The sequence below is a fragment of the Maribacter aquivivus genome, assembly GCF_900142175.1.
Lineage (GTDB): Bacteria > Bacteroidota > Bacteroidia > Flavobacteriales > Flavobacteriaceae > Maribacter > Maribacter aquivivus.
Map to the genome: position 1 here is coordinate 1,307,650 of NZ_FQZX01000001.1, position 23,030 is coordinate 1,330,679.

Genomic DNA, 23,030 nt, shown 5'->3' on the forward strand with positions numbered 1-23,030 from the left:
TTTTAAAAAAAAAGGAAAATAAAAAAAGGGAGCAATTTGCTCCCTTTTTTTATTAATGATACTTATTTAAAAATTCTTGTAGTTTTTCAACCATGTTTTTGCTTCCGCAGAAGAACGGAACCCGTTGATGGAGTTCTGTTGGTTGAATATCCATAATACGATTTTTACCGCCTATAGCTATTCCGTTTGCTTGCTCGGCTAAAAAAGCCATAGGGTTGCATTCGTATAACAATCTTAGTTTACCACTTTCACTTACGCTACTTTTTGGGTACATATATATACCACCTTTGATCATGTTTCTATGAAAATCAGAAACTAAAGATCCTATGTACCTAGAAGTATAAGGTCTGTCGTCCTCTTCCATTTGGCAGTACTTAATATAATCTTTTACCCCTTGATGAAAATGCACATAGTTTCCTTCGTTTACAGAGTAGATTCTTCCATTTTCAGGAAACTTCATATTAGGGTGAGATAGGTAAAAAGTACCTAATGCTGGGTTTAACGTAAAGCCATTTACACCATCACCAGTTGTATATACTAACATGGTAGAGGTACCGTACACTACATAACCTGCGGCAACTTGTTTATTACCAGGTTGTAAAAAATCTTCCATGGTAACCGGTGTACCTACGGGAGTTATACGTCTGTAAATAGAAAAAATAGTACCTACCGATACATTTACATCAATATTAGAAGATCCGTCTAATGGATCTATTAGTACTACATATTTATTTTGGTGATTGTCATCATTACTATTTATACTAATGAAACTATCTTCTTCTTCAGAGGCAATACCGCATACGATTTCCCTGTTTTTTAAAGTCTGAATAAATTTATCATTAGCAAATAGGTCAAGCTTTTGCTGATCTTCACCTTGAATGTTGGTTTCGCCAACTCCGCCTAAAATATCTATTAGACCTGCTTTGCTAACTTCATGGTTAACAACTTTAGCGGCTAATCTAATTGCATTGATAAGCTTTGATAATTCACCTGAGGAATATTGAAATGAATCTTGATTTTCAATAATAAATTCCCCTAGGGTCTGATTTCTTTTTGGAGACATCTTTTAGTTTATGGTTAATACAAATATCGTGTATTTTGTTAAACGTTCAATTTTGATTTTAATTACATTTTTTAAATTTATAACTTTGTGTTTTATTTGTAACAATTATGGATTATAGAATTAGAGTTGCCCAGAGAGAAGATATGAAGCAAGTGCTTCAATTAATTCAAGAATTAGCCTCTTTTGAAAAGGAAGATGATGCCGTGGAAGTGAGTGTGCAGAATTTAGAGGAAGATGGTTTTGGTAAACAGAAATTGTTTCACTGTTTTGTTGCAGAGAAGAACGATAAAATTGTGGGTATGGCTTTGGTGTACCCTAGGTATTCTACTTGGAAAGGACCTGTTATTCATTTAGAAGATTTAATTGTAACAGAAGAAATGCGTGGTAGTGGCTTAGGTACCGCACTTTTAAATGAGGTCGTTAAATATGGCGATGCATTAGGGGTAAAAAGAATAAGTTGGGAAGTAATTGATTGGAACGAGCCGGCAATTGGTTTTTACGAAAGTAAAGGTGCCAATGTAATGCGAGATTGGGATGTTGTTCAGTTAGATGAAACCGGTATGAAAGAGTATTTAAGCGCATTAGCTTAATTAAAAAGAACTATAAAATTTAGAGAGCAATAGCATATGAGAGTTTTTAAATTTGGAGGAGCATCGGTTAAAGATGCAAATGCGGTTAAAAATGTAGTTAAGGTTTTGAAAGAAGTAGGGTATGAAAATACGCTATTGGTAGTATCGGCAATGGGTAAGACCACCAATGCTATGGAAGATATTATAAATGCTTATTTCAATGATAAAAAAGATATACCATCTAAGGTAGCTGAAATGGTTGATTATCATTTAGATATCGTATCTGAATTATTTCCGAATGCACAACATGCTATTTATAAAGAAATAAAGGTGCTTGTAGATGAAATCAACGGCTTCTTAGTCTGGAATAAATCGCCCAATTATAATTTCGTTTATGATCAAATAGTCGGCTACGGAGAATTGATTTCTACTACGATTATCAGTGCTTATTTTAAAGAAATAGGTATCGCCAATAATTGGTTAGACGTTAGAAATTTTATTAAAACAGATAGCAATTATAGAGACACTACTGTAGATTGGGAGCGTACTCAAAAGAACGTTACTACAATAGATCAAAAAGTATTGAATATTACACAAGGATTTTTGGGTAGTGATGATAATAACTTTTCTACCACCTTGGGTCGTGAAGGTTCAGATTATTCTGCTGCAATATTAGCCTATTGTTTAAATGCCGATTCTGTTACTATTTGGAAAGATGTACCGGGAGTTTTAAATGCCGATCCTAGGTATTTTGAAGAAACGCAATTGCTTAATAATATATCTTATAGAGAAGCAATTGAGTTAGCATTTTACGGGGCATCTGTAATTCACCCAAAAACATTACAACCTCTACAGCGAAAAGAGATTCCACTACATGTAAAATCATTTGTTAATCCTACCGGTAAAGGGACTACGGTTGGTAAAGGTGTTGGTATAGAGCCAAAAGTACCTTGTTTTATAGTGAAGAAGAATCAGGTTTTAATGAAATTATCTTCGCTAGATTTTTCTTTTATTGTTGAAGATAGTATTAGCGAACTTTTTAGGCTATTTCATCAGCATAAAATAAAGGTAGGTTTAATTCAAAATTCTGCAATTAGCTTTTCTGTTTGTATCGATAATAAGTTTGGTGGGTTAGATGCACTTTTGCAGCAACTAAAAAGCAAATTTAAAGTGGCTCATCATGAGAATGTTTCATTATACACCATTAGACATTTTAATACTAAAGCGTTAGAATCATTACAGAACGGTCATGAGTTATTATTAGAACAACGTGGTACAGAAACGGTACAGTTGGTTGTGAAGTAGTTCTAGAGTCATTTCAATAATTTTTAATAGGTAGCTACAAAGGCTATTTTCCTATATTTACAGTCTAATCGATGATGATTTATGGGTTTAGTTACCGCTAAGGAAATTGCCACGGCTATCAATCTCTCTAAATATGGGGTTTTTGGTACTTTTATTGGTTGGGTATTACTGAAGGTAACACGCTTGTCTCGTATTAACAGAGATTATGATAGCATTGCCCATTTAGAAGGGGAAGATTATGCCAATGCTATTTTAAAGCTTTATGAAATTGACTACGAAATACCTGAGGAAGATTTTAGACGTTTACCGAAAGATGGTCCGTATGTAACCATTAGTAATCACCCGTTAGGGGCTATTGATGGTATTTTGTTGTTCAAATTAATGGTAAAGCAACGGCCAGATTATAAGATAATGGCTAATTTCTTATTACAAAGAATGGTGCCGCTAGAGCCTTTTGTTTTACCGGTAAATCCGTTTACCGAGCATAAAGATGCAAGAAGTAATTTAGCCGGATTCAAGAAAACTTTAGAGCATTTAAAAAATGGTCACGTGTTGGGCGTTTTTCCTGCAGGTGAAGTTTCTACCTATAAAGATGGTAAGCTCATTGTTGATAAACCTTGGGAAGAAGCTGCAATAAAATTGATTAGAAAGGCAGATGTGCCTGTTGTTCCTATTTATTTTCACGCCAAAAATAGTTCGTTGTTTTACCGTATTTCTAAATTGGGAGATTCATTACGGACGGCAATGATTCCTTCTCAATTATTTTCGCAAAGAAATAGACCTATAAAGGTTAGAATAGGGCAGCCTATTTCTGTGGCTACCCAAAAAGAACAACAAAGTTTAGAAGAATACACTGATCTTCTGCGTCGTAAAACCTATATGCTGTCTAACGCATATGAGAAAGAGCGTTTAATAGATCAAATACCGACTTCCCTTAAAATACCTAAGCAACCTAAAAAAATTGCAGATGCAGTTCGTAAAGAGGTTATGGAAGGTGAAATAGAGAAACTTAGAGAAAAAGACTGTCGTTTGCTGCAAAGTAAGAATTATGAAGTTTTTCTAGCTACAGAGAAGGATATGCCTTTTATTTTGAAGGAAATAGGAAGACAGCGTGAGGTTACCTTTAGAGCCATTGGCGAGGGTACAAATAAAGCAATTGATCTTGATAGTTTTGACAGCTATTATCATCATCTTTTTTTATGGGATTCTGAGGCTAAATGTATAGTTGGTGCCTATAGAATGGGGATGGGCTCTGAAATTTTTCCTAAATATGGCATTGATGGTTTTTATCTTCAAGATCTTTTTAGAGTAGAACCGGAATTGTATGATATGATGGAGCACTCTATTGAAATGGGTCGTGCCTACATTACTAAAGAATACCAGCAAAAACCAATGCCGTTATTTTTACTTTGGAAGGGAATTGTTCATACGACATTGAGGTTCCCAGAACACAAGTATTTAATAGGTGGGGTAAGTATCAGTAATCAGTTTTCTAACTTCTCTAAATCTTTGATGATCGAATTTATGAAATCTAATTATTGGGATCCTTATGTAGCGCAATACATTAGACCTAAAAAGGAATTCAAGGTAAAATTGAAGGATGCCGATAAGGAGTTCGTTTTTGATGAAACCCAAGCCGATTTAAATAAGTTTGATCGTTTAATTGATGAGGTAGAACCAGGTAATTTACGTTTACCGGTATTAATTAAAAAATACATTAAACAAAATGCGAGAGTGGTAGCATTTAATGTAGATCCATTGTTCAATAATTCAGTAGACGGATTAATGTATATTAAAATTGCTGATTTACCTGAAAGTACAGTAAAACCGGTAATGGAAGAGTTTCAGGCAGAATTGGAACGTAAATTACATGAATCTCAAAATTTAGATGCAGAGCAGTAATTTAATCTATACCCACAACGCTACTTCGTCTTTCAAAAAGTACATTATCTACCCACTTGCCGTGTAATTTGCCAACACGTTCGCGTTTGCCGATTTTTCTGAAACCTGTGGCTTCATGAAGTTTAATGCTACCATAGTTTGTTGGGAATACACCAGATTGTAGCGTCCAAATACCTTCTTGTTCGCTTGCGGTTATCACATGTTGTAATAATAATTTACCCAGACCGTTACCACGGCTATTTTTAGAAATATAAACGCTTATTTCTGCTACACCACCATAAACGCACCTATTGGAAACTGGTGATAGTGCAACCCACCCTAAAATATGATGATTGTTTTCTGCAACAAAACGACAAGTGCTCATATGTGCCGAGTTCCAAGCTTTATACGTTGGTACGTTTGTTTCAAAAGTGGCTATACCGGTATCAATCCCTTCTTGATATATATTGGCAACAGAATTCCAGTCCGTCGACAACATGGTTCTAATTGTTATATCATTCATATTAATTTCTATTAGCAACAGTTACCTTTAGTAGTGTCAAAGAAAGAATTAAGCAGTCTTTGTATCTCTGTCCATTTAGGTAGGTTAATACAGTAGCATACTTTTTTGCCTTCTATTTCACCTCTAATTAAATCTATACTCTTAAGTTCTTTTAAATGCTGTGAAATTGTAGGTTGTGCCAAGCCAATTTCATCAACGATATCATTGCAGATACACGCATCTTGCTGACTTATGTATTGTAAGATGGCAATACGGGCAGGGTTGGATAATACCTTGAAAATGACTGCGAGTTCATTCTGCTGTACATTGAATATTTGTGTTTTAGTAACTCCCATTTTATATTTATATATTGCTATATTACGATAATAATAAATATAAAAAAAGCCAGCTGAAATTTCAACTGGCTTATCGATTTATAAACTTTTAAACCAATCTTGGAAATATTCACCCAAAACAGGCGTCGGTACTTGTTTTTCATTAGCAGCATTAATTAAACTCATAACGACTAAAACCAGGCATATTATAAAAGCAAAACAACCAACAATAGGTATCCAGCTTAATACAAGAGTCAAAATCCATATTCCTAAAGTTTGTCTTATGTAATAACTACCTAATTCAGTTTTATTACCATTGTTCATAATAAGAGCAACTATCCATCCGATAAAGGTTATATGCGAAATTATAGCAACAGATTTTCCATTGTCTACATTACTGTTTTCGAAAGCTTTCTTGGCATCATCTGAAAACTCTTTTGCTGATTCTTTAGCACTATCAAAAGCATCTTCTGCTTTATCTCCAAAATCTTTATTCTCGTCTGACATTTTTTGTTGTTTGGTGGTTATTATAAGTATTAAATGTAGTAATTATTTAAACATCATAGCAATGCTTTATCAATTGGTTCCCAAAGTTCTAGCTTATTTCCGTCGGGATCTAAAATCCATCCGAATTTTCCGTATTCGAATTCTTGCATCTCTCCAACAACAGTAACTCCTTCTTGCTTCAAAACTTCTAATAGCTCTACAAGATTTTCAACCCTAAAATTCATCATAAAACTAGATTGGCTAGGTTTGAAATAATCAGTATCTGCATTCATGGGGCTCCATTGTGTTGAGCAATCATTTCCTTCCTTATCTTTCCACCAAAAAGTACAGCCATATTGGTCTGTATTCAGCCCTAAATGCTTGTTGTACCAATTTTTTGATTGATCTGGATCTTTGGTTTTAAAAAAGAATCCGCCTAAACCAGTTACTCTTTTTTTCATATCGATTTATTTTTTGATATTCTTCTCGTATAAACTAATCCATTCTGTCGGAGTCATTTTAGTACATAGTTCTGCAATGAGCTCGTAAGGAATATCATCCATACTTTTAAACCGAACACAACTTTTACCCATGTCTAACTTGCGTTTGCAATGATTTGGGTATTCGTTCTTGAACCAGTTCATTATAGCAGGCTCTGCATAAATGCCAGAGTGATAAAGCGCAATAAAGTTTTTCTGAGAAGCCAAATTAATAAAAGGTAACGGTAGTTCTGGTTGCACATGATACCCTGCCGGATATAATGAATGTGGCACTATATAGCCCAACATGCCATAACTTAATTGCTCTTCAAAACCATTAGGTAAATTTTCTAAAATAGTACCTCTTAGTTTTTCAATTACCACTTTGCGTTCTTGTGGTAATTGCGCAATATATTCATTTGGCGTGTTGGCTTCATATTTCATGCTACTCCAAAAATTTAGCTTTTATCTTGTCTACTACGGTCTGTGCTAATTTAATTTTACTTTCAACCGTCCACCCTGCTACATGTGGTGATAGGATTACTTGATCAGACTTAATTAGATATTGAAATGCTTCAGGTAAATTATCATCTGTGAACATATTTTCGAAAGAGGCTTTTTCATATTCCAGCACATCTAACCCAGCACCTAAAACTTTGCCCGATTTTAAAGCGTCTACCAAATCTGCAGTTATTATACATTTACCTCTAGCTGTATTAATTATCCAAATAGGATTATTGAATTTCTCAAGAAACTCTGAATTGACCATACCTATAGTCAATTCTGTCTGTGGAACATGTAGGCTTATAACGTCTACCCTATTTTGAAACTCTAGAATACCTACTTGACGTGCATTTTCATTTTCTACACCACCTTGAATGTCATAGCAAATAACTTCTTCTACATCAAAACCTTTTAGTTTTTTAGCAAATGCTTTACCCATATTACCATAACCAATAATACCAACAACCTTGCCTTCTAGCTCTATGCCACGGTTACCTTCGCGATCCCATTTGCCACTTCTTACCTCTTTGTCTGCGGTGTTCAGTTTATTAAACAGCGATAAAAGCATGCCTAGAGCATGTTCACCTACAGCATTACGATTGCCTTCTGGTGCGGCAGCAAGAAATATACCAAGCGACTTAGCATGTTGCGTATCTATATTCTCAAGTCCGGCGCCTAATCTTCCTATAAACTTCAGGTTCTTAGCTTTGTCTAAAAACGCAGCATCTATGGAGAATCTACTGCGGATTATGAGTCCGTCATAATCTTCTATTTTAGCTTCAATCTGTTCTTTGGTAGAGCTATAGTCTTCATCGTTCTGAAAACCTAATTCAGAAAACTGCTCAATGATAAGTGGGTGGTTTATATCTACGTGTAATATTTTCATTTATGCTTAATTATATTTTGGGGTAATCTGTTTGTGTTTTCTCGTCTTTTACATTACCGGTATGTGCAGTGCTTAATTTTTCAAATAACATGAGTTGTACCACTTCATCGTTTTTAGTCATTGGGCAGTGCTCAACACCTTTAGGTACTATAATAATTTCACCTTGTTGTACAACTTCTGTGCGATCTCTAAACTGCATATAAAGCGTTCCTTTGACTACTTGAAAAAGTTCGTCTTCATTTTCATGTGAATGCCATACAAACTCACCTTTAATCTTTGCCAATAAAACTTGCATATTGTCAACAATACCTATTTGGTGTGGATGCCAAAAATCATTTACATGATCATACTTTTCTTTTAGGTTGATACTTTTCATGTGTGTTCGTTTCATCCTGCTTTAGGATAAAAGGATAGTTTATTTTTTATAAATGTAAAATTTGATATAGTAAGATACACAAAGCGCCACTATTCTAAAAAGAAGATGAGCTGTTTATTAAATGCCTAAAATCAATTTTGCAATAGAGAAGTAAATTAAAATTCCGAAAATGTCATTACTGGTCGTAATGAAAGGTCCGGTTGCTATGGCAGGGTCTATGCCTCTTTTGTCTAAAAATAATGGAACAAAAGTACCAATGAATCCTGCTACTACGATTACAGCAATCAACGAAATTGAAATTGCTAATGAGGTAGGGAAATCTCCCTTCCATATCCATGTAAAAATCAATAATAAACACGAAAGAATAAATCCGTTCAGTAATGCCAAAAGCATTTCTTTAATTAATCTGCTACTTATACTTCCTTTAATATCATCATTTGCAAGACCTTGAACAATAATAGCGCTAGACTGAACACCAACATTACCTGCCATTGCAGCTATAAGCGGAGTAAAAAGGAATAGCACAGTATATTCGCGAAACATTTCTTCAAAACCTCCCATAATTACCGCTGCTCCTGCACCACCAAAAAGACCTAGAATTAACCACGGTAAACGTGCTTTTGTAAGATCCCAAATACTATCATCTGCTTCTACATCTTGTGATATACCCGCTGCCATTTGGTAATCGCGTTCAGCTTCTTCTTTTATAACATCTATAATGTCATCAATGGTAATACGACCTACCAGTCTACCAATTTCATCAACAACAGGTATGGCTTCTAAGTCATACTTACTCATTATTCTCGCTACTTCTTCTGGATCTTCGTTGACGTTGACAGAATCTACATTCTTTATAAAAACATCTTTAATGTGAGTTTTGGTAGAAGTGGTTAATAAATCTTTTAAAGATAATCTTCCTTTTAGTTTGTCTTCATCATCGACAACATAAATAGAATGTACGCGTGTAACATTTTCTGCCTGCGCCCTCATTTCTTTTACACAGGTAAGAACGTTCCAGTTTTCATTAACCTTTACAAGTTCTTTTGCCATAAGTCCGCCAGCAGAATCGTCAGCATATCTTAATAGATCAACGATATCTTTTGCATGTTCCCTATCTTCAATTTTAGAGATAACATCCTGTATCTGATCCTTGGGTAGCTCGCCAATGATATCTGCAGCATCATCAGTATCTAGCTCCTCTAGTTCACCAGCAATTTCTTTTGTAGAAAGACTGCTTAATATAGCTTCACGTACGTCTTCATCTAACTCTGTAAGTACATCTGAGGTTTTGTCACTATCTAATAACTTAATTAGATAGGTGGCTTTTTCCTTATCTAATTCATTGATGATCTCGGCGACATCTGCATAATGCACAGCACCTAACATAGAATTAAGTTCAGCATCATTGTTCTGTTCAATGAGCTGTTCTATCTCTACTACAAATTCTTCGGTAAGCTTAAAGGGTGTCATTTGCTATTTTGTTCGTCAATGCTATAAAATCGTCTACCGCTAATTGTTCTGGTCGAAGGTCAAATATAGTATCTTCTCTTAAATTATCTGATAATGTAAATGTTTTTAAACTGTTACGTAAGGTCTTTCTACGTTGATTAAATGCAGTTTTTACCACACGATACAAAAGTTGCTCATCGCAAGAAAGCTCAAAGTTTGCTTTACGGGTTAATCGTAATACGCCCGACTGTACTTTAGGCGGAGGGTCAAAAACATCTGGTTCAACTGTAAAAAGATATTCTGCCTTATAGAAAGCTTGTACCAAAACCGAAAGAATACCATATGCCTTACTACCTTCAGGAGAGCAAATACGTTGGGCGACTTCTTTTTGAAACATCCCTGAAAATTCAGGTATTTGATTTCTAAGGGTCAACATTTTAAAAACTATCTGCGTAGAGATATTATATGGGAAATTACCAGTTATACCAAATTGCTCATCGCCAAAAAGGGTTGAGGTATCAAAATTTAGAAAATCTGCTTCAATTACTTTGAAAGTACCATTGCCCTCAAATGCTTTGGGATGTTCTAGAGGGAAGGTCTCATTTAAGTAAGTGATGGACTCCGTATCCAAATCCATAGCCACTAAATTGCTATCTCGTAAAAGGAGGTATTTAGTTAGTACGCCTGTACCTGGACCAATTTCTATTACATTCTTATAATCTTGCTGTAAGAGGGTTTCTGCAATTTGTCTGGCAATGTCCTCATCTTTTAAAAAGTGTTGACCTAAGTATTTCTTTGCTTTTACAGGACCTTTTTCGTATTGCTTTTTATGAGCATACTTATCACCTTTATTCTTCTTTCTTTTCGTTCCCATAAGTTTGATTTAACGGTGCCTTATTTTGCAATGTAAGCCCAAGCATTTTTACCAGAAGCTAATTGAATTTGAATTCTTTCGTAAGCTTCACCTTCGTATCTATCTGCTTTTTGTAATTCTTGATGAGATATGGTATACACTTGCCCCTTTATAGCATCTTCCTTAACTCCTGTATGCCGTAAAGTAGGGTAGAGGTCCGCTACTTTTATATCAGAAATTGTATACAAAGGTAATTCGTCTTCAAATCCGTTTAAAGGTCTAGAGAAGACTCCCAATTGTACTTCTCTTTCTTGTAAAGTTCCGTACGTAAATAAATAATGTGTAGCAGTTGCTCTTTGTACAAAGAATTCATCTACCACTTCTAATTCGGTTTTAAAAGAAACCAATTGGCCAGCAAACTTCTTTTGAATACTTTCTATTAGCGCCGGTGCATCTTCTTCATAGTATCTTTCTAAGGTAGCTTTATCCTTTACGGTGTATTGTACTGAGTAAGTATAGCCGCCCATATCTTCTTCAACTAGTACTTTTGAGAATTTTGCACTTAAGAATTTACCGGTTGATAGTACTTGTGGAATATGTGTTTCTTTCATCCACTGCAGCCAGGTTTCATGAGCTGTTTCTTCAATATTCGTGGTAACGTTATATATATACATGGGTTATATCAAATTCTATTTGAAATGTAAAGTTAGTTCAACTAGGGCTTAAAACGAATTAGATAATACCTGATTTTAATTTATAGCGTCTCCCCTTAAGATTCTAAAGTTCTTTCTTGCTTCAGGAAAGTAGTAACTATCTTGATAATTGTAGATGATTTTCTCGTACTGCTCTTTAGCCTTTTGAGGGTCGTTCAATACTTTCCTATACAATTCGCCCAAAGCATAGTAGGCATCATCTGCTAGAATGCCATTACCATAGAATGTGATGATTTTCTGATAGTTTAATTGTGCCTCTTCGTATTTCTTTTGCTTCTCAAATAATTGTGCTTGTTTTAAAAGCGCCTCGTCTTCAATTTTTTCGCCCTTATGGTTTTCCAAAATATCGCCCAATGCGGTTATTGCTTCGCCGGTTTTATTCTGATAGGCTAAAAAATCTGCCCTTGCATATTTTTTTAGAGCAGTTTGTGTAGAGTCTTCAAGTGAGTTGTCTGATATTAATAGGCTCAGCTGCATAGCATCGTTAGCAATTAGTTGAGAAGTAGAACTTCGCAGTACCTTTAATTGCGTTAAAGCCCAATCGAAATCTCCTTTGTAAAAACTAGTTTGTGCTACTTTATAACGGGCATCTTGACCAAGTACATCGTTCTTTAATTTTTGCTGAATTTGTGAGAAGTAGATGAGTGCTTCGTTAAACTTTTTGTCATACACCAAAATATCGCCTAACGCTAATTTTAAATACGCGGTACCTCTGTCACTTAATGGCAGCTCTAAACTATTCTTCAATAATTTTTGTGCAGGTGCGGGATCATTCTTTGTAAATGTTAGAAAATTAGCATAGGCAACTTGAAGTTGTAATGATTGCGTTTTGTAGCCATATTCATCTACTAAAGCATCGTATTTTTTTTGAATAGCATCTAATTGATTAGTAGAAGCATTTAATAATTCAATATCAATGAGGTTTAACTCGGCATCTAACTGTGTTATTTTATTACTGGTATTTTCAATGATATAGCTGTAAATATCTTTGGCAACTTCATGTTCTTCATTGTCTAGGGCATCATTGCCTAAATTTTCTAAGCGAGTGGTAGAGCTGCCGTTCATGCGTTTGAAAATGGCTTTTTCTTGCCTAAACGCACTGCCGTATTGCTTTTGTTGAATGAATAACCAACTTAAAAGTTCGTTCCAAAGAATATCAGGATTCTTTTGTGCACGCTCTAAAAGTACTTTTTTTAATAGAATGTTGTTTTTGTCCTCAGCATCTTCAGAAACGAAATCATCAATACTTCTTAGTATGTTAGATTTAGATGTTTTACCGTCAATAACCAGATTTAGGTATGAATTATACATTGCTTCAACATTGCCTTGTTCCCCATAAATTCTAGCAAGCTGAAAGTTAAAGTTTAATGCAGGATTTAGCTTCATTGATGTTTGAAAGGCTTTTATAGCCATGTCTAAAAGACTGTATTTTTGAAATTGAAGACCTATCGCATATCCATAATTAGGATTTTTAGAGATGATATCCAACGCTTTATCATAATACGTTTGTGCCATTTCTTCTTTTTCTTGAAGGGCATAATTGTAACCTAAGTCTATTAATAATGTTGGGTAAGGATTACGGTCATTTAGGCGCTGATTTAAAAAATTTTCAGCTTCTTGGTAACGTTCTAATTGCTGATAGCAAGCAACTAAATCCTGAACATATTCTGTTCTTCTAGGGTTTTTTTCTACGAGCTTTTCATAAAAAACAACTGCTTTTTCAAAATCACCATCAGCAAAATATTGCTTTGCCAAGAAATCATCTTGGGCAAAGGCAAATGTAGATAGTGCTAAATATGTTATTAGGAAAAAGATAAAGCGCATAATCAAATATACATAGAATGCAGTAAGTTGTTGTTAAGTAGATGCTAACAAGCACTTGAATTTATGCTATAATAATTTTAATTTTTTAGTGAGCGAATTTTGTAATGACAATATCATTAATGAGATACTACTTTAAGTCCTATGATAGAACCTATTAATGTGGTAATGAAAAGTATACGTAAAAAAGTTGCTGGTTCTTTGAATACGAATATACCAACTAGTACTGTGCCTACTGCACCAATACCTGTCCATACTGCATATGCGGTACCGATTGGTAATGTTTGTGTCGCTTTCACTAATAGTATCATACTTATGGCAAGTGTGACTAAAAAGCCAACATACCACATGTACATTTCGTTGCCAGTGGTTTCTTTTGCTTTACCTAAACAGAAGGCAAAAGCTACTTCAAAAAGACCCGCGATTATTAATAGTGCCCAATTCATAATGCAAATATTTAGTTATACTAAAGGTCAATAATCTTTAAAATTTATTCATTGTAATGAAGGTATTTTTTTACTGTGGTGTCTTCGCAGATAAATGAAAGGTCTTCGTTGTAAATAGCTTGGTAATCAGTATAAACCTGATTGCAGTTGCTTTCGTTATAATGAATTATAATAACAAGTTTTTCGTCATCTAAAAAACTTTGGGCTCCAGAGGTATCCCACCAGTTTTTTTCATCATTGTATGATTCATAAGTGACACCATCAAAATCCTCTGCATTTTCAACGAAGTTCTTAGCCATGCACTTCATGCCTTTTTCATGCACATAATTACAAAGTTCTTGATAGTAGGCAATTCCTTGTTCTTTCGAAACTTCTATACCATATGTCTCTCGCGTTTCATCATACAATGCCCAATCCATATTATCAAACTCTACCCAATCAAAACCCAAATCTGCAATTTTATCAATTCGAGCTTTCATGACGTCGATTATTCCGGTTGTAGTAGTGTTCACAAAATATTCACCTGGCCACTCTGCCCATTGTTCGGTAGTTAAAAAAGGTTGAAGTTCATTAAAATCATCTCTCCAGTCTTCACCTGTACCAATACTGATATAGGCTGCTATTTGATTGCCGTTGGCTTTTATTTCAGCTATCGATTCTGCAACGTTATCTTCAAACGGATCAACTAATACATATGCATTTGTTGCATTTAAAGCAATGTAGGCTAATTGGTCTACTTCATAATTTTCAATATATGCATGGTTATAGACTGGTATAGCGCTGAAATTTTCATTTTCTTCCGTTACCTCTTCCGTATTTGTATAGTCATCTTGGTTACTGCAAGCAAGAAAGACCGATAACATTAAAAGTAGAATGAAATTTTTCATAATAAGTATTTAAGGTATAAATTTTATGGGGAATAAAAGACTGTCTGTTTATATACGCCTAAGAATAAGAATTAGCCTATTCGAACCTTAATATGAAAGTTGATGCTATTTTAAATCGGGTGATTTTCTGTGTTTGGTGCCCTGTTCATAAGAATAGGTAAGTCCTATTAAAATAGGCTCGTCATACATTCTGCCCAGAAACTGGAGTCCTGCAGGTAGATTATTATTTGTAAAACCCATAGGAACGGTAAAAGCTGGCTGCCCCGTATGCGGACTAATAATTTGACTATTGTCTCCCTTGTATTCTTCTTGAAATTGATCAATAGGTGCTGGTGGATTGTTCCATGATGGATATACAATGGCATCTAGTTGTAAAGAATCCATCATGTTTTCTATAGCTTCTCTAAAAGCAATTCTGCGTATATCTGTATAAGCATCTAAACAGGGTATTTCTGAATCTTCCCATCTTCCAGTGTGGGCGGTATTTCTTACTAACCTTTCTCTTGCAAAATCAGACTTGCTTCCTACTTCAATAATATCTTCAATGGTTTTTAGTGAATCATTTTTAACATAATCAGATAAAAAAGTCTCGACATCTTTGCGAAAAGTGGCACACCATTGGTTTTGTTTTAAGTTTTGAAAATCAGGTACGATAACCGAATCGATTACCGAAGCTCCTAAAGAGTCTAATTGGAGAAGTGCATTATTAAATAATTGATTTATTTCAGGATGCGGACTGTCATCACTTAAGGTTCTCAGAACACCTATTCTAGAACCGTTAAGGGCATCTTTTTTAAGGAATTGTGTATAACCTGCTGGTGTCTTCCCTTCTGAATATGCTGTTAGTGGGTCTTTAGGGTCTATGTCTGCAATAACTTCTAAAACTTTAGTTGCATCTTCAACAGTTCTGCACATAGGGCCAACTACATCATTCCTCAAATAAAGCGGAACAATTGCGCTTCTACTAACTAAACCTAGGGTGGTTCTAAACCCTACTAATGCATTATGAGAAGACGGGCCTCTAATGGAATTTCCGGTATCTGTTCCTAGCCCTATAGTTCCGAAATTAGCAGCGATAGAAGCACCTGTACCACCACTAGATCCAGCAGGTACATAATTGGTATTATATGGATTTCTAGTTGTGCCAACTGTTGAACTTTCACTGTGCATTGGGCTAAATGCCCATTCGGCCATGTTGGATTTTGCAATTATTATAGCACCGGCTTCCACAAGTTTTTCAATAATAAACGCATTTTCTTCAGGTATATAGTTTTGCAGTGCTAGTGAACCGGCAGTAGTAGGTAAACCTTCTGTATTGATATTGTCTTTAACAATTAGCGGTATGCCGTGTAAAGGTCGTAGAGTGCCTGTTCGTTGGTATTCTTTATCAAGTTCTTTTGCTATTTTTAGGGCTTGGGGGTTGATCACAGTAATTGCGTTCAAAGTGCTATCAAAATTTTCAATTCTTTCAAGATAGATCTTCACTAGCTGTTCACTGTTGAAGGTTTTATCTTGATATGATTTATGTATATCGGAAATGGTTAATTCTTCAATATTTATCTCTTTTTCTTTTATACTTTTTTCATCAGAGCAGCCAAGAAAAATCATACTCATAATTAATAGACAGCAATTGAATTTGAAATTCATAATGAAGAAGGTTTTAAGATTTTACCAGTTCATGTTTGAACAGGACGTTTTACTAAAATAATGAATATAGATGTGGTTATATAGAAGAATTCTTTCATAAAAAGTGGTTTCACGAATTCTTCATTTTTGACCATATCATTTAAAGAAAACCCTATTTAAATAGCCATTAAATCGCAAAGGGTTTTAAATTGACTATAGAATAAAAAAAAGATTGTTTTATCTTATCAAGGAGAAGTGCCCAGTAACAATTGTACTTCCTTCTTCTTCAACAAACCTATACCAATAATCTGTTGCCGTTAGTCTTCTTCCATTAAAAGTTCCGTTCCAGCTTCCGGTTTCGGCATTGAACTGATAAAGTAGTTTCCCGTAGCGGTCATAAATGGTAACTGTTCCCCTAAGAGTGAAGAAATCTTGGTCAACCTCCCAAACATCATTAGTGCCATCTTCATTAGGGGTAAAGAAATTAGGGAATTTTAATTTTATCGCTTCATCAGAATTTTCACAGGCTATTAGATCTATAGTAACTTGAAAACTTGATTCAGCAAAACAAACTTCATTAGTATCATAAATATAGATTGTACTATTTTCTGTTATAGATTCACCAGCTGTCAAAATACTTCCTGCTCCGCCGGGCTGAGTGTAATAGATTCCGTTGTTTAATTGCGGTAAAATAAATACTCCACATTCTGTGACATCTTCTAATTCGTCAACTGCTAAAACAGGTTCTATAGTCACCGTAAAATTGGATTGATCTGAGCAATTACCTACACCAGCATAAATATAAATGGTCTGCGTTATGGTAATATTTTCTCCAGCCTGTAATTGAGTGCCTTCGGCATTGGGTTGTGTATAGTAGTTGTTGCTTAAATCTAATTCTGGCAACGTAAAACTTCCGCAAACCGTTGTATCTGCTAATTGTTCTGCAGTGGCAGGCAATGTCGTTATCAAATTAAACGAAGTCTCGTCAGAACAACCACTAGAATTGACAACGCGAACAGTTATGGTTTGTGTGTTGGGTGTGGTGTTGGTAAAATTGTCGATTAAGGGCAGGGGATTTCCTGATACATCGTAATAGGAGACTGTCAACCCTGTTTGGCTTCCAATTGTTTGAGATTCCAAGTCGGCAAGATTGATAGGGAAAATGGCAAATCCGTCTCCATCCGGATCACAAATACTAATATCTACTATTTCATTGGCGGTAGGTGCATTATTGTTTACTGTAACAGTTATAGGGTTTCGCTCTAGGGTCAGGTCTGTTACTATGGTGCTTGTAATTTCGCAAGTATACACTCCTGCATCTGTTACACTTAAAGGATCAAGAATTAGATCAGCATCGTTTGCTCCTGATATGGGAGAGCCATCTTTAAACCATTGATAAACATTTGCCGTACCACTAACTAGAGTTGATAACGTTACGCTAGAGCCTACGCAATTATCAAAAGTTTCAATATCATTTACGCTGGCTTGGTCATTATAGAAAAACCCAAAAAGTTCTTGGTTGTAATAATCAAATTCATCTTCGAAATCTCCAAATTGAAACCTGTTATTGTTTATTTGTATGAATTCTCCCTGAATGTCGTCAGTAAGAACAGCTGTGAAATCCGGTACTGGTCCTTCAAATTGATTATGTTGAAAATTAAGTCCTTGCGCATTGGTCCAGTTAGCAAAATCTGGAGATAGTTGACCGCTGAATTGATTGTGACCTATATTAAATATTTCTAGATTAGTCCAATTGGAATACGTATCTGGTAGTTCGCCACTAAATTCATTATCACGTATATTTAAATATGTAATATTATTCCAGTTTGAAAAGAGAGGAGATAATTCTCCTGAAAAATTATTATAAGATACTTCGAAATTGGTCATATTAATAAAACTAGCATAGCTTTCAGGAATGAAGCCTGTAAGTTGATTGGATCCCGCTTTAAAGGTTATTAATTGACTCCATTGTCCAAAATTAGGTGATAGTTCGCCTGATAATTCATTATTGAAAACTTCAAAATTTCTTAGTTGTGTTAGATTGGCAAGTGAAGCCGGAATTGTACCTGTTAGTTCATTTATATATAGACGTAAACTTTGTAACTCAGTAAGATCTCCGAATGATTCTGGAATACTGTCAGATATATTCGCTGAACTAATGTCCATAAACTCTAAGTTACTTAGGTTTCCAAGATTGTCTGGTAGAGTACCATTTAAATCATTTCTACCAATATTTAAAAACCTTAAGCTAGTCATATTGCCTAGTTCAGGAGGGATAGTCCCCGTAAGTGAATTGCTGAATAAATAGAAAGTTTCAAGATTAACGAGGTTTTCGTACTCAGGATATAAAAAGCCTGTAAGTTGGTTTGATCCAAGTTTTAAAGTTATCAATTGAATCATATTAGTCAATTCAATCGGAATTTCTCCTGATAGGTTATTACCTGAAAGTTCTAAAGATTCAAGATTGGTAAGCGTTGTTATAGAAACCGGTATTTCTCCATCAAAATTGTTGTTGGTAAGGTATAAATTGACAAGGTTAACGAGTTGAGAAATCTCGTCTGGTATTTCTCCAGATAAATTATTGGCCACTAAATTGAGATAGGAAAGCTCGGTTAAATCAAAGAGACTGGCAGGTAAATTTCCTGTCAGGTTTTCGCCTGCTAAATTAAGTAGCCTTAAAGATGGGAAATTACCAATTTCATTGGGTATTGTACCTGTTAGATTATTTGCCTCAGTTATTAATTGATTAGGGTTCATGTTAATACTTATCACATTGCCGCCAAAGATTGTTATTCCTTTCCAGTCATTCGTTACAGGACCAGAGAAATCCCAATCGTCTGTTGGGTCAGCATCATTCTCGCTAAACCAATTTGGACCATCTGTTGCATTATAAAAGGCTAACAACGCTGCTCTTTCTGCCGGAGTAACTTGGGCTTGTGATAAATGACAAAAAGTGAAGGTGATTAATAGTAAGCAGAATCTCATGTAATAGTGGTTGATTTTGTTGTTTGAAAACAACTTTGGTCAAGACAATATACAATTTTCACTTGTCTTGTATATACAGCGGTATCTAAATTTAATTGAGATGGACATATATTTGATGAAGGGTAAAATTGAACTTTTCTAAGTTCTAATTATTTACAAAATATAAAAGGGGTATTGTATGTGCTACAATACCCCTTTTATGTGCTTAAATTTATTAGCGATTATTGAATAATCAAGGTTAATCAATCATATCAAAACCACAATAAGGTACTAATACATCTGGAATTTTAATTCCGTCTGCAGTTTGGTAGTTTTCTAGAATACCAGCTAAAACACGAGGTAATGCTAAAGAGCTTCCATTTAATGTATGAGCTAGTTGATTCTTTCCGCTTTCATCTTTAAAACGTAGTTTTAGTCTATTAGCCTGGTATGTTTCAAAATTTGAAACAGAGCTAATTTCTAACCATCTGTCTTGTGCAGTTGAGAACACTTCAAAGTCAAACGTAAGTGCAGCTGTAAAGCCTAAATCACCACCACATAGTCTTAGAATTCGGTATGGCAATTTTAATTCTCGTAGAATATTTTTTATATGCTCAACCATACCATCTAAGGCATCATATGATTTTGAAGGATGCTCTACACGTACAATTTCAACTTTATCGAATTGGTGTAAGCGGTTTAGACCACGTACATGTGCGCCATAACTACCTGCTTCTCTTCTAAAACATGGAGTATACCCCGTATATGTAATAGGAAAATCACTTTCATTTACAATAACATCTCTAAAAATATTTGTAACCGGAACTTCTGCAGTTGGTATTAAATAAAGATCATCTGCCGTTACATGGTACATTTGACCTTCCTTGTCTGGCAATTGACCTGTGCCATAACCTGAAAGTTCGTTTACCAAATGCGGAACTTGAATTTCAGTATAACCAGCTTCGGTATTTTTATCTAAGAAATAGGCAATTAAAGCACGTTGTAAACGGGCACCTTTACCTTTATACACAGGAAAACCTGCGCCTGCAATTTTAACACCTAATTCAAAATCTATAATATCATATTTCTTCGCCAGCTCCCAATGCGGTAGGGCACCTTCAACCAATTTAGGAATATCGCCTTCGCTGAATATTTCTTCATTATCTTCTTCAGTCGAACCTTTTTTAACAGAAGCATGCGGTGCATTTGGTAATTGGTAAAGTAGTGTTTGTAACTCTTCTTCTGCTAAGTTTAAATCTTCACCTAATTTTTTGGATTCTTCCTTTAGTTTTACCGTTTGTTCTTTTAAGGAATTTGCTTCTTGAGCTTTTCCTGTTTTGTACAACACACCAATTTCTTTGGAAATTTTATTTGACTCTGCCAAAATGTTGTCCAAACTTGTTTGGGCAGCACGTCTGTTTTCATCTAATTGAAGCACTTTTTCAATTAAGGGTTGTGCATCAATATTTCTTTTTCCAAGGGCAAGGATAATATCTTCTTGATTATCTCTAATGGTCTGTATTTGTAACATTATTGAATTGTATTTGACTGCAAATTTACGTTAATCTTGTTATTTATAAACGGTTCTTTTAAAGACTAAATTGTAATTAACTAATTTTTAATTTTATTATCAGATTGTAGAATCCAAGTATGATGTTCTGTTTGGTGCCAAATCTCTGCCGCTAGATCAGTTTTGGCGTCTATAAAGGGTTTATATGGTTTACGGTTGATGCTAATTTTAGAGTTTTCTAGGTAAACTGAAATGTCTCTGTCATTTTGCTCGAACTCTTTTTTTAAATATTGGGCAAACTGCCATGCAAAATCTGGGTAGGCGAATACTTTACGTTGTTGACCAAGAGTAATATACTTTTTCGGGTCAATTATAAATTCCTCTTTCGTAACATTGTCGACTACCTTAAAAGTGCCTTTGCCACGTCTGCTACGTAACATCATTCTCCAGCTCATTCGGTGTCCCTCTTCTGTCCAAAGCACATCACCATCAATAGCGTAATGACGAATGGGAAGTAGTAATTGAATAATAAAATATACAGAAAAGCCTAATAGAAGGGCGTTTTTGTGTGTTGGAACTATGAGTTTTGACGGGGTAAACGGCTTCTTAGATTTGAAAAATATCTTACGAATAGTTTCTGGTTCAAAAAAGAAGACACTAAAAGCAATCGATAAGTATGGGAAAATACCAATTTGAAATATAATGGAATTAAATAAGTGAAAGAATAATGAAATAAAGAAAGCCGCTTTTCTTGTTGGTTTCCAAAGTAAAGCTGGCACAATGAGTAAATCAAACAGAATACCAACTGATCCAATTATACTATGTATCCATGGTTCTTGTAAAATATCGCCAACTAGCCAGTAATTCTTTTTAGAATTCATTAATACGGCTATTGTGCTAAAATCAAGCCAATCACCGTACATTTTGGCAATTGAGGCGTAAACGTAAACTATAAACAATTGTAGCACAACAGCCCATTTTACATAGGCATACATAGCATTGATTTCTAGTTCAGGTTTCATTTTTACATCATATGAACGACTTCTCTCTGCAGGGAAAAAGCACATAAGTAATGATATTAATATAAGTAAGTAGTAATGATTGTTATAAGCCGTTTTTTGCATCAAATACGTTGCAGTCCACAGCACGGTAAATGAAATGATACTTGCTCTATATTTGAATCCTATAGCAATGCATAACCCAAGTAAGCCCATTGTGCAGAAGTAAAAATACATGCCATAGCCAGGTAATGGTTGTAGAAATTCAAAATCAATGAAAGGAAATTTGTATTCGGGAGTGATTAGATTCCGCTTTACCCAGCCCGTAGCAATAGCGCCAAAACATTCTAATGAGACGAGTATACCGAAAAATATACGAAAGATGATTAACGGGCTATTATCTATTCGTTGAAATAATAACCTATTGAGCATAATTACTTTTTAATATAGTGTAGCGATTTTTCTTTGTCTTTGGCTAGTTGAGCTTTTAGAGCATCAATAGATTCAAATTTATGTTCATCTCTTAAGCGAACCAAAATATTAACCTGAATTTTTTGATCATATAAATCGGCATCAAAATTGAAAAAATTAATTTCTATCGATTTCTCTGTGCCATTTACGGTTGGGTTATAGCCAATATTCATCATGCCGTAAACAACTACACCATTTAAAATGCTATTTACAACGTAAGCACCATTTTTAGGAATCAGCTTGTAATCTTCAGCTATAGCAAGGTTTGCCGTTGGGTACCCCAGTTGTTTGCCAATGCCCTTGCCTTTTATAATTGTACCGGTAAGCATATATTCATACCCTAAGTAACTGTTAGCGGTTTCAATATCGCCATCTTCTAATGCTTTTCTGATCTTGGTAGAACTTACAGATACATCATCGATTTCTTGAGCAGGAATTTCTTCTACCGCAAAGTCATACGTGTTGCCAAAAGTGATTAAATCTGTTATGTTGGCATTTCTATTTCGTCCAAATCTATGGTCATACCCAATAATTACCTTTTTTATATGTAAGGTGTTTACAAGCATATCTCGTACGAACTCAATAGCCGTAAGTCGAGAAAAATCTTTGGTGAAAGGGTGTATAATAAGTACGTCTAGACCAAGTTTTTCTAAAATATGAATCTTTTCGTCTATGGTATTTAGCAGTTTTATATTCGCATCTTTTTGTAAGACCATTCTTGGATGCGGAAAAAACGTAAGAACCGAAGATTTTAATTCGGTACTTTTGGCATGATTTATGATTTTACTAAGTATTTTAAGGTGACCTATATGTACACCATCAAAGGTGCCTATGGTAATGACCGTAGGATATTCTTCTTTATATTTAGAAATGTTGCGGACTGTAATCACCTATGATAGAAAATAA

Annotated in this window: 22 protein-coding genes; 3 read left to right on the plus strand and 19 right to left on the minus strand. The window is 34.9% G+C overall.

Going from position 1 to position 23,030, the window contains the following annotated elements:
* Positions 1 to 52: 52 nt before the first annotated feature.
* On the minus strand, positions 53 to 1,063 hold the full coding sequence (gene fbp / locus BUC31_RS05565; protein ID WP_073241995.1) for a class 1 fructose-bisphosphatase: 1,011 nt from the start codon (positions 1,061 to 1,063) through the stop codon (positions 53 to 55).
* A gap of 107 nt (positions 1,064 to 1,170) precedes the next feature.
* On the opposite strand from fbp, the gene BUC31_RS05570 reads away from it, so the two are divergent.
* The 3 genes from BUC31_RS05570 (at position 1,171) to BUC31_RS05580 (ending at position 4,839) form a co-directional block, all read left to right on the plus strand.
* Positions 1,171 to 1,653: a GNAT family N-acetyltransferase gene (locus BUC31_RS05570; RefSeq protein WP_073241997.1), complete on the plus strand. Its 483-nt coding sequence runs from the start codon at positions 1,171 to 1,173 to the stop codon at positions 1,651 to 1,653.
* A gap of 36 nt (positions 1,654 to 1,689) precedes the next feature.
* A complete protein-coding gene (locus BUC31_RS05575; RefSeq protein WP_073241999.1) occupies positions 1,690 to 2,937 on the plus strand; it encodes an aspartate kinase in 1,248 nt (415 codons plus the stop codon).
* Positions 2,938 to 3,018: 81 nt separating this feature from the next.
* The gene (locus tag BUC31_RS05580) at positions 3,019 to 4,839 is read left to right on the plus strand and encodes a GNAT family N-acyltransferase (protein ID WP_073242001.1); all 1,821 of its coding nucleotides are present in this window, start codon (positions 3,019 to 3,021) and stop codon (positions 4,837 to 4,839) included.
* 1 nt (position 4,840) lies between these two features.
* On the opposite strand, the gene BUC31_RS05585 is transcribed toward BUC31_RS05580, so the two are convergent.
* The 18 genes from BUC31_RS05585 to BUC31_RS05670 all read right to left on the minus strand — a co-directional run bounded on the left by BUC31_RS05585 (position 4,841) and on the right by BUC31_RS05670 (position 23,014).
* A complete protein-coding gene (locus tag BUC31_RS05585; protein ID WP_073243778.1) occupies positions 4,841 to 5,341 on the minus strand; it encodes a GNAT family N-acetyltransferase in 501 nt (166 codons plus the stop codon).
* A gap of 11 nt (positions 5,342 to 5,352) precedes the next feature.
* Positions 5,353 to 5,676, minus strand: coding sequence for an ArsR/SmtB family transcription factor (locus tag BUC31_RS05590; RefSeq protein WP_073242003.1), 324 nt, complete (start codon positions 5,674 to 5,676; stop codon positions 5,353 to 5,355).
* Positions 5,677 to 5,754: 78 nt separating this feature from the next.
* Entirely contained in the window at positions 5,755 to 6,162 is a 408-nt protein-coding gene (locus tag BUC31_RS05595; RefSeq protein WP_084134948.1) for a hypothetical protein, read from the minus strand.
* A gap of 53 nt (positions 6,163 to 6,215) precedes the next feature.
* A complete protein-coding gene (locus BUC31_RS05600) occupies positions 6,216 to 6,602 on the minus strand; it encodes a VOC family protein (RefSeq protein ID WP_073242005.1) in 387 nt (128 codons plus the stop codon).
* A 6-nt stretch (positions 6,603 to 6,608) separates the two neighbouring features.
* Positions 6,609 to 7,064: a DUF1801 domain-containing protein gene (locus BUC31_RS05605; protein WP_073242007.1), complete on the minus strand. Its 456-nt coding sequence runs from the start codon at positions 7,062 to 7,064 to the stop codon at positions 6,609 to 6,611.
* Position 7,065: 1 nt separating this feature from the next.
* On the minus strand, positions 7,066 to 8,010 hold the full coding sequence (locus tag BUC31_RS05610) for a 2-hydroxyacid dehydrogenase (protein WP_073242009.1): 945 nt from the start codon (positions 8,008 to 8,010) through the stop codon (positions 7,066 to 7,068).
* A 10-nt stretch (positions 8,011 to 8,020) separates the two neighbouring features.
* Entirely contained in the window at positions 8,021 to 8,386 is a 366-nt protein-coding gene (locus tag BUC31_RS05615; protein ID WP_073242011.1) for a cupin domain-containing protein, read from the minus strand.
* 117 nt (positions 8,387 to 8,503) lie between these two features.
* A complete protein-coding gene (mgtE, locus tag BUC31_RS05620; protein WP_073242013.1) occupies positions 8,504 to 9,856 on the minus strand; it encodes a magnesium transporter in 1,353 nt (450 codons plus the stop codon).
* Positions 9,843 to 10,709, minus strand: coding sequence for a 16S rRNA (adenine(1518)-N(6)/adenine(1519)-N(6))-dimethyltransferase RsmA (rsmA, locus tag BUC31_RS05625; protein WP_073242015.1), 867 nt, complete (start codon positions 10,707 to 10,709; stop codon positions 9,843 to 9,845). The genes mgtE and rsmA overlap by 14 nt, the downstream gene beginning before the upstream one ends.
* Before the next feature lie 20 nt (positions 10,710 to 10,729).
* A complete protein-coding gene (locus tag BUC31_RS20630) occupies positions 10,730 to 11,362 on the minus strand; it encodes a DUF4286 family protein (RefSeq protein WP_073242016.1) in 633 nt (210 codons plus the stop codon).
* 75 nt (positions 11,363 to 11,437) lie between these two features.
* Entirely contained in the window at positions 11,438 to 13,225 is a 1,788-nt protein-coding gene (locus tag BUC31_RS05635) for a tetratricopeptide repeat protein (protein ID WP_073242018.1), read from the minus strand.
* 116 nt (positions 13,226 to 13,341) lie between these two features.
* A complete protein-coding gene (locus BUC31_RS05640; protein WP_073242020.1) occupies positions 13,342 to 13,668 on the minus strand; it encodes a DMT family transporter in 327 nt (108 codons plus the stop codon).
* Between the two features lie 44 nt (positions 13,669 to 13,712).
* The gene (locus tag BUC31_RS05645) at positions 13,713 to 14,555 is read right to left on the minus strand and encodes an endo alpha-1,4 polygalactosaminidase (protein WP_073242023.1); all 843 of its coding nucleotides are present in this window, start codon (positions 14,553 to 14,555) and stop codon (positions 13,713 to 13,715) included.
* Between the two features lie 105 nt (positions 14,556 to 14,660).
* On the minus strand, positions 14,661 to 16,202 hold the full coding sequence (locus BUC31_RS05650) for an amidase (RefSeq protein WP_073242025.1): 1,542 nt from the start codon (positions 16,200 to 16,202) through the stop codon (positions 14,661 to 14,663).
* A 216-nt stretch (positions 16,203 to 16,418) separates the two neighbouring features.
* Positions 16,419 to 19,166: a T9SS type B sorting domain-containing protein gene (locus tag BUC31_RS05655; protein ID WP_073242027.1), complete on the minus strand. Its 2,748-nt coding sequence runs from the start codon at positions 19,164 to 19,166 to the stop codon at positions 16,419 to 16,421.
* A gap of 238 nt (positions 19,167 to 19,404) precedes the next feature.
* Positions 19,405 to 20,676 (minus strand): serine--tRNA ligase, encoded by a 1,272-nt coding sequence (gene serS, locus BUC31_RS05660; RefSeq protein ID WP_073242029.1) that lies wholly within the window; start codon positions 20,674 to 20,676, stop codon positions 19,405 to 19,407.
* Between the two features lie 80 nt (positions 20,677 to 20,756).
* Complete coding sequence (locus tag BUC31_RS05665; protein ID WP_073242031.1) at positions 20,757 to 22,085, minus strand: HTTM domain-containing protein; 1,329 nt, start codon at positions 22,083 to 22,085, stop codon at positions 20,757 to 20,759.
* A gap of 2 nt (positions 22,086 to 22,087) precedes the next feature.
* On the minus strand, positions 22,088 to 23,014 hold the full coding sequence (locus BUC31_RS05670) for a bifunctional riboflavin kinase/FAD synthetase (protein WP_073242033.1): 927 nt from the start codon (positions 23,012 to 23,014) through the stop codon (positions 22,088 to 22,090).
* Between the last annotated feature and the right edge of the window lie 16 nt (positions 23,015 to 23,030).

What these genes read in the sequence shown, in the direction of transcription:
- fbp (WP_073241995.1), bottom strand. Translation starts at nt 1,063, where the DNA reads ATGTCTCCAAAAAGAAATCAGACCCTAGGGGAATTTATTATTGAAAAT.
- BUC31_RS05570 (WP_073241997.1), top strand. Translation starts at nt 1,171, where the DNA reads ATGGATTATAGAATTAGAGTTGCCCAGAGAGAAGATATGAAGCAAGTG.
- BUC31_RS05575 (WP_073241999.1), top strand. Translation starts at nt 1,690, where the DNA reads ATGAGAGTTTTTAAATTTGGAGGAGCATCGGTTAAAGATGCAAATGCG.
- BUC31_RS05580 (WP_073242001.1), top strand. Translation starts at nt 3,019, where the DNA reads ATGGGTTTAGTTACCGCTAAGGAAATTGCCACGGCTATCAATCTCTCT.
- BUC31_RS05585 (WP_073243778.1), bottom strand. Translation starts at nt 5,341, where the DNA reads ATGAATGATATAACAATTAGAACCATGTTGTCGACGGACTGGAATTCT.
- BUC31_RS05590 (WP_073242003.1), bottom strand. Translation starts at nt 5,676, where the DNA reads ATGGGAGTTACTAAAACACAAATATTCAATGTACAGCAGAATGAACTC.
- BUC31_RS05595 (WP_084134948.1), bottom strand. Translation starts at nt 6,162, where the DNA reads ATGTCAGACGAGAATAAAGATTTTGGAGATAAAGCAGAAGATGCTTTT.
- BUC31_RS05600 (WP_073242005.1), bottom strand. Translation starts at nt 6,602, where the DNA reads ATGAAAAAAAGAGTAACTGGTTTAGGCGGATTCTTTTTTAAAACCAAA.
- BUC31_RS05605 (WP_073242007.1), bottom strand. Translation starts at nt 7,064, where the DNA reads ATGAAATATGAAGCCAACACGCCAAATGAATATATTGCGCAATTACCA.
- BUC31_RS05610 (WP_073242009.1), bottom strand. Translation starts at nt 8,010, where the DNA reads ATGAAAATATTACACGTAGATATAAACCACCCACTTATCATTGAGCAG.
- BUC31_RS05615 (WP_073242011.1), bottom strand. Translation starts at nt 8,386, where the DNA reads ATGAAAAGTATCAACCTAAAAGAAAAGTATGATCATGTAAATGATTTT.
- mgtE (WP_073242013.1), bottom strand. Translation starts at nt 9,856, where the DNA reads ATGACACCCTTTAAGCTTACCGAAGAATTTGTAGTAGAGATAGAACAG.
- rsmA (WP_073242015.1), bottom strand. Translation starts at nt 10,709, where the DNA reads ATGGGAACGAAAAGAAAGAAGAATAAAGGTGATAAGTATGCTCATAAA.
- BUC31_RS20630 (WP_073242016.1), bottom strand. Translation starts at nt 11,362, where the DNA reads ATGTATATATATAACGTTACCACGAATATTGAAGAAACAGCTCATGAA.
- BUC31_RS05635 (WP_073242018.1), bottom strand. Translation starts at nt 13,225, where the DNA reads ATGCGCTTTATCTTTTTCCTAATAACATATTTAGCACTATCTACATTT.
- BUC31_RS05640 (WP_073242020.1), bottom strand. Translation starts at nt 13,668, where the DNA reads ATGAATTGGGCACTATTAATAATCGCGGGTCTTTTTGAAGTAGCTTTT.
- BUC31_RS05645 (WP_073242023.1), bottom strand. Translation starts at nt 14,555, where the DNA reads ATGAAAAATTTCATTCTACTTTTAATGTTATCGGTCTTTCTTGCTTGC.
- BUC31_RS05650 (WP_073242025.1), bottom strand. Translation starts at nt 16,202, where the DNA reads ATGAATTTCAAATTCAATTGCTGTCTATTAATTATGAGTATGATTTTT.
- BUC31_RS05655 (WP_073242027.1), bottom strand. Translation starts at nt 19,166, where the DNA reads ATGAGATTCTGCTTACTATTAATCACCTTCACTTTTTGTCATTTATCA.
- serS (WP_073242029.1), bottom strand. Translation starts at nt 20,676, where the DNA reads ATGTTACAAATACAGACCATTAGAGATAATCAAGAAGATATTATCCTT.
- BUC31_RS05665 (WP_073242031.1), bottom strand. Translation starts at nt 22,085, where the DNA reads ATGCTCAATAGGTTATTATTTCAACGAATAGATAATAGCCCGTTAATC.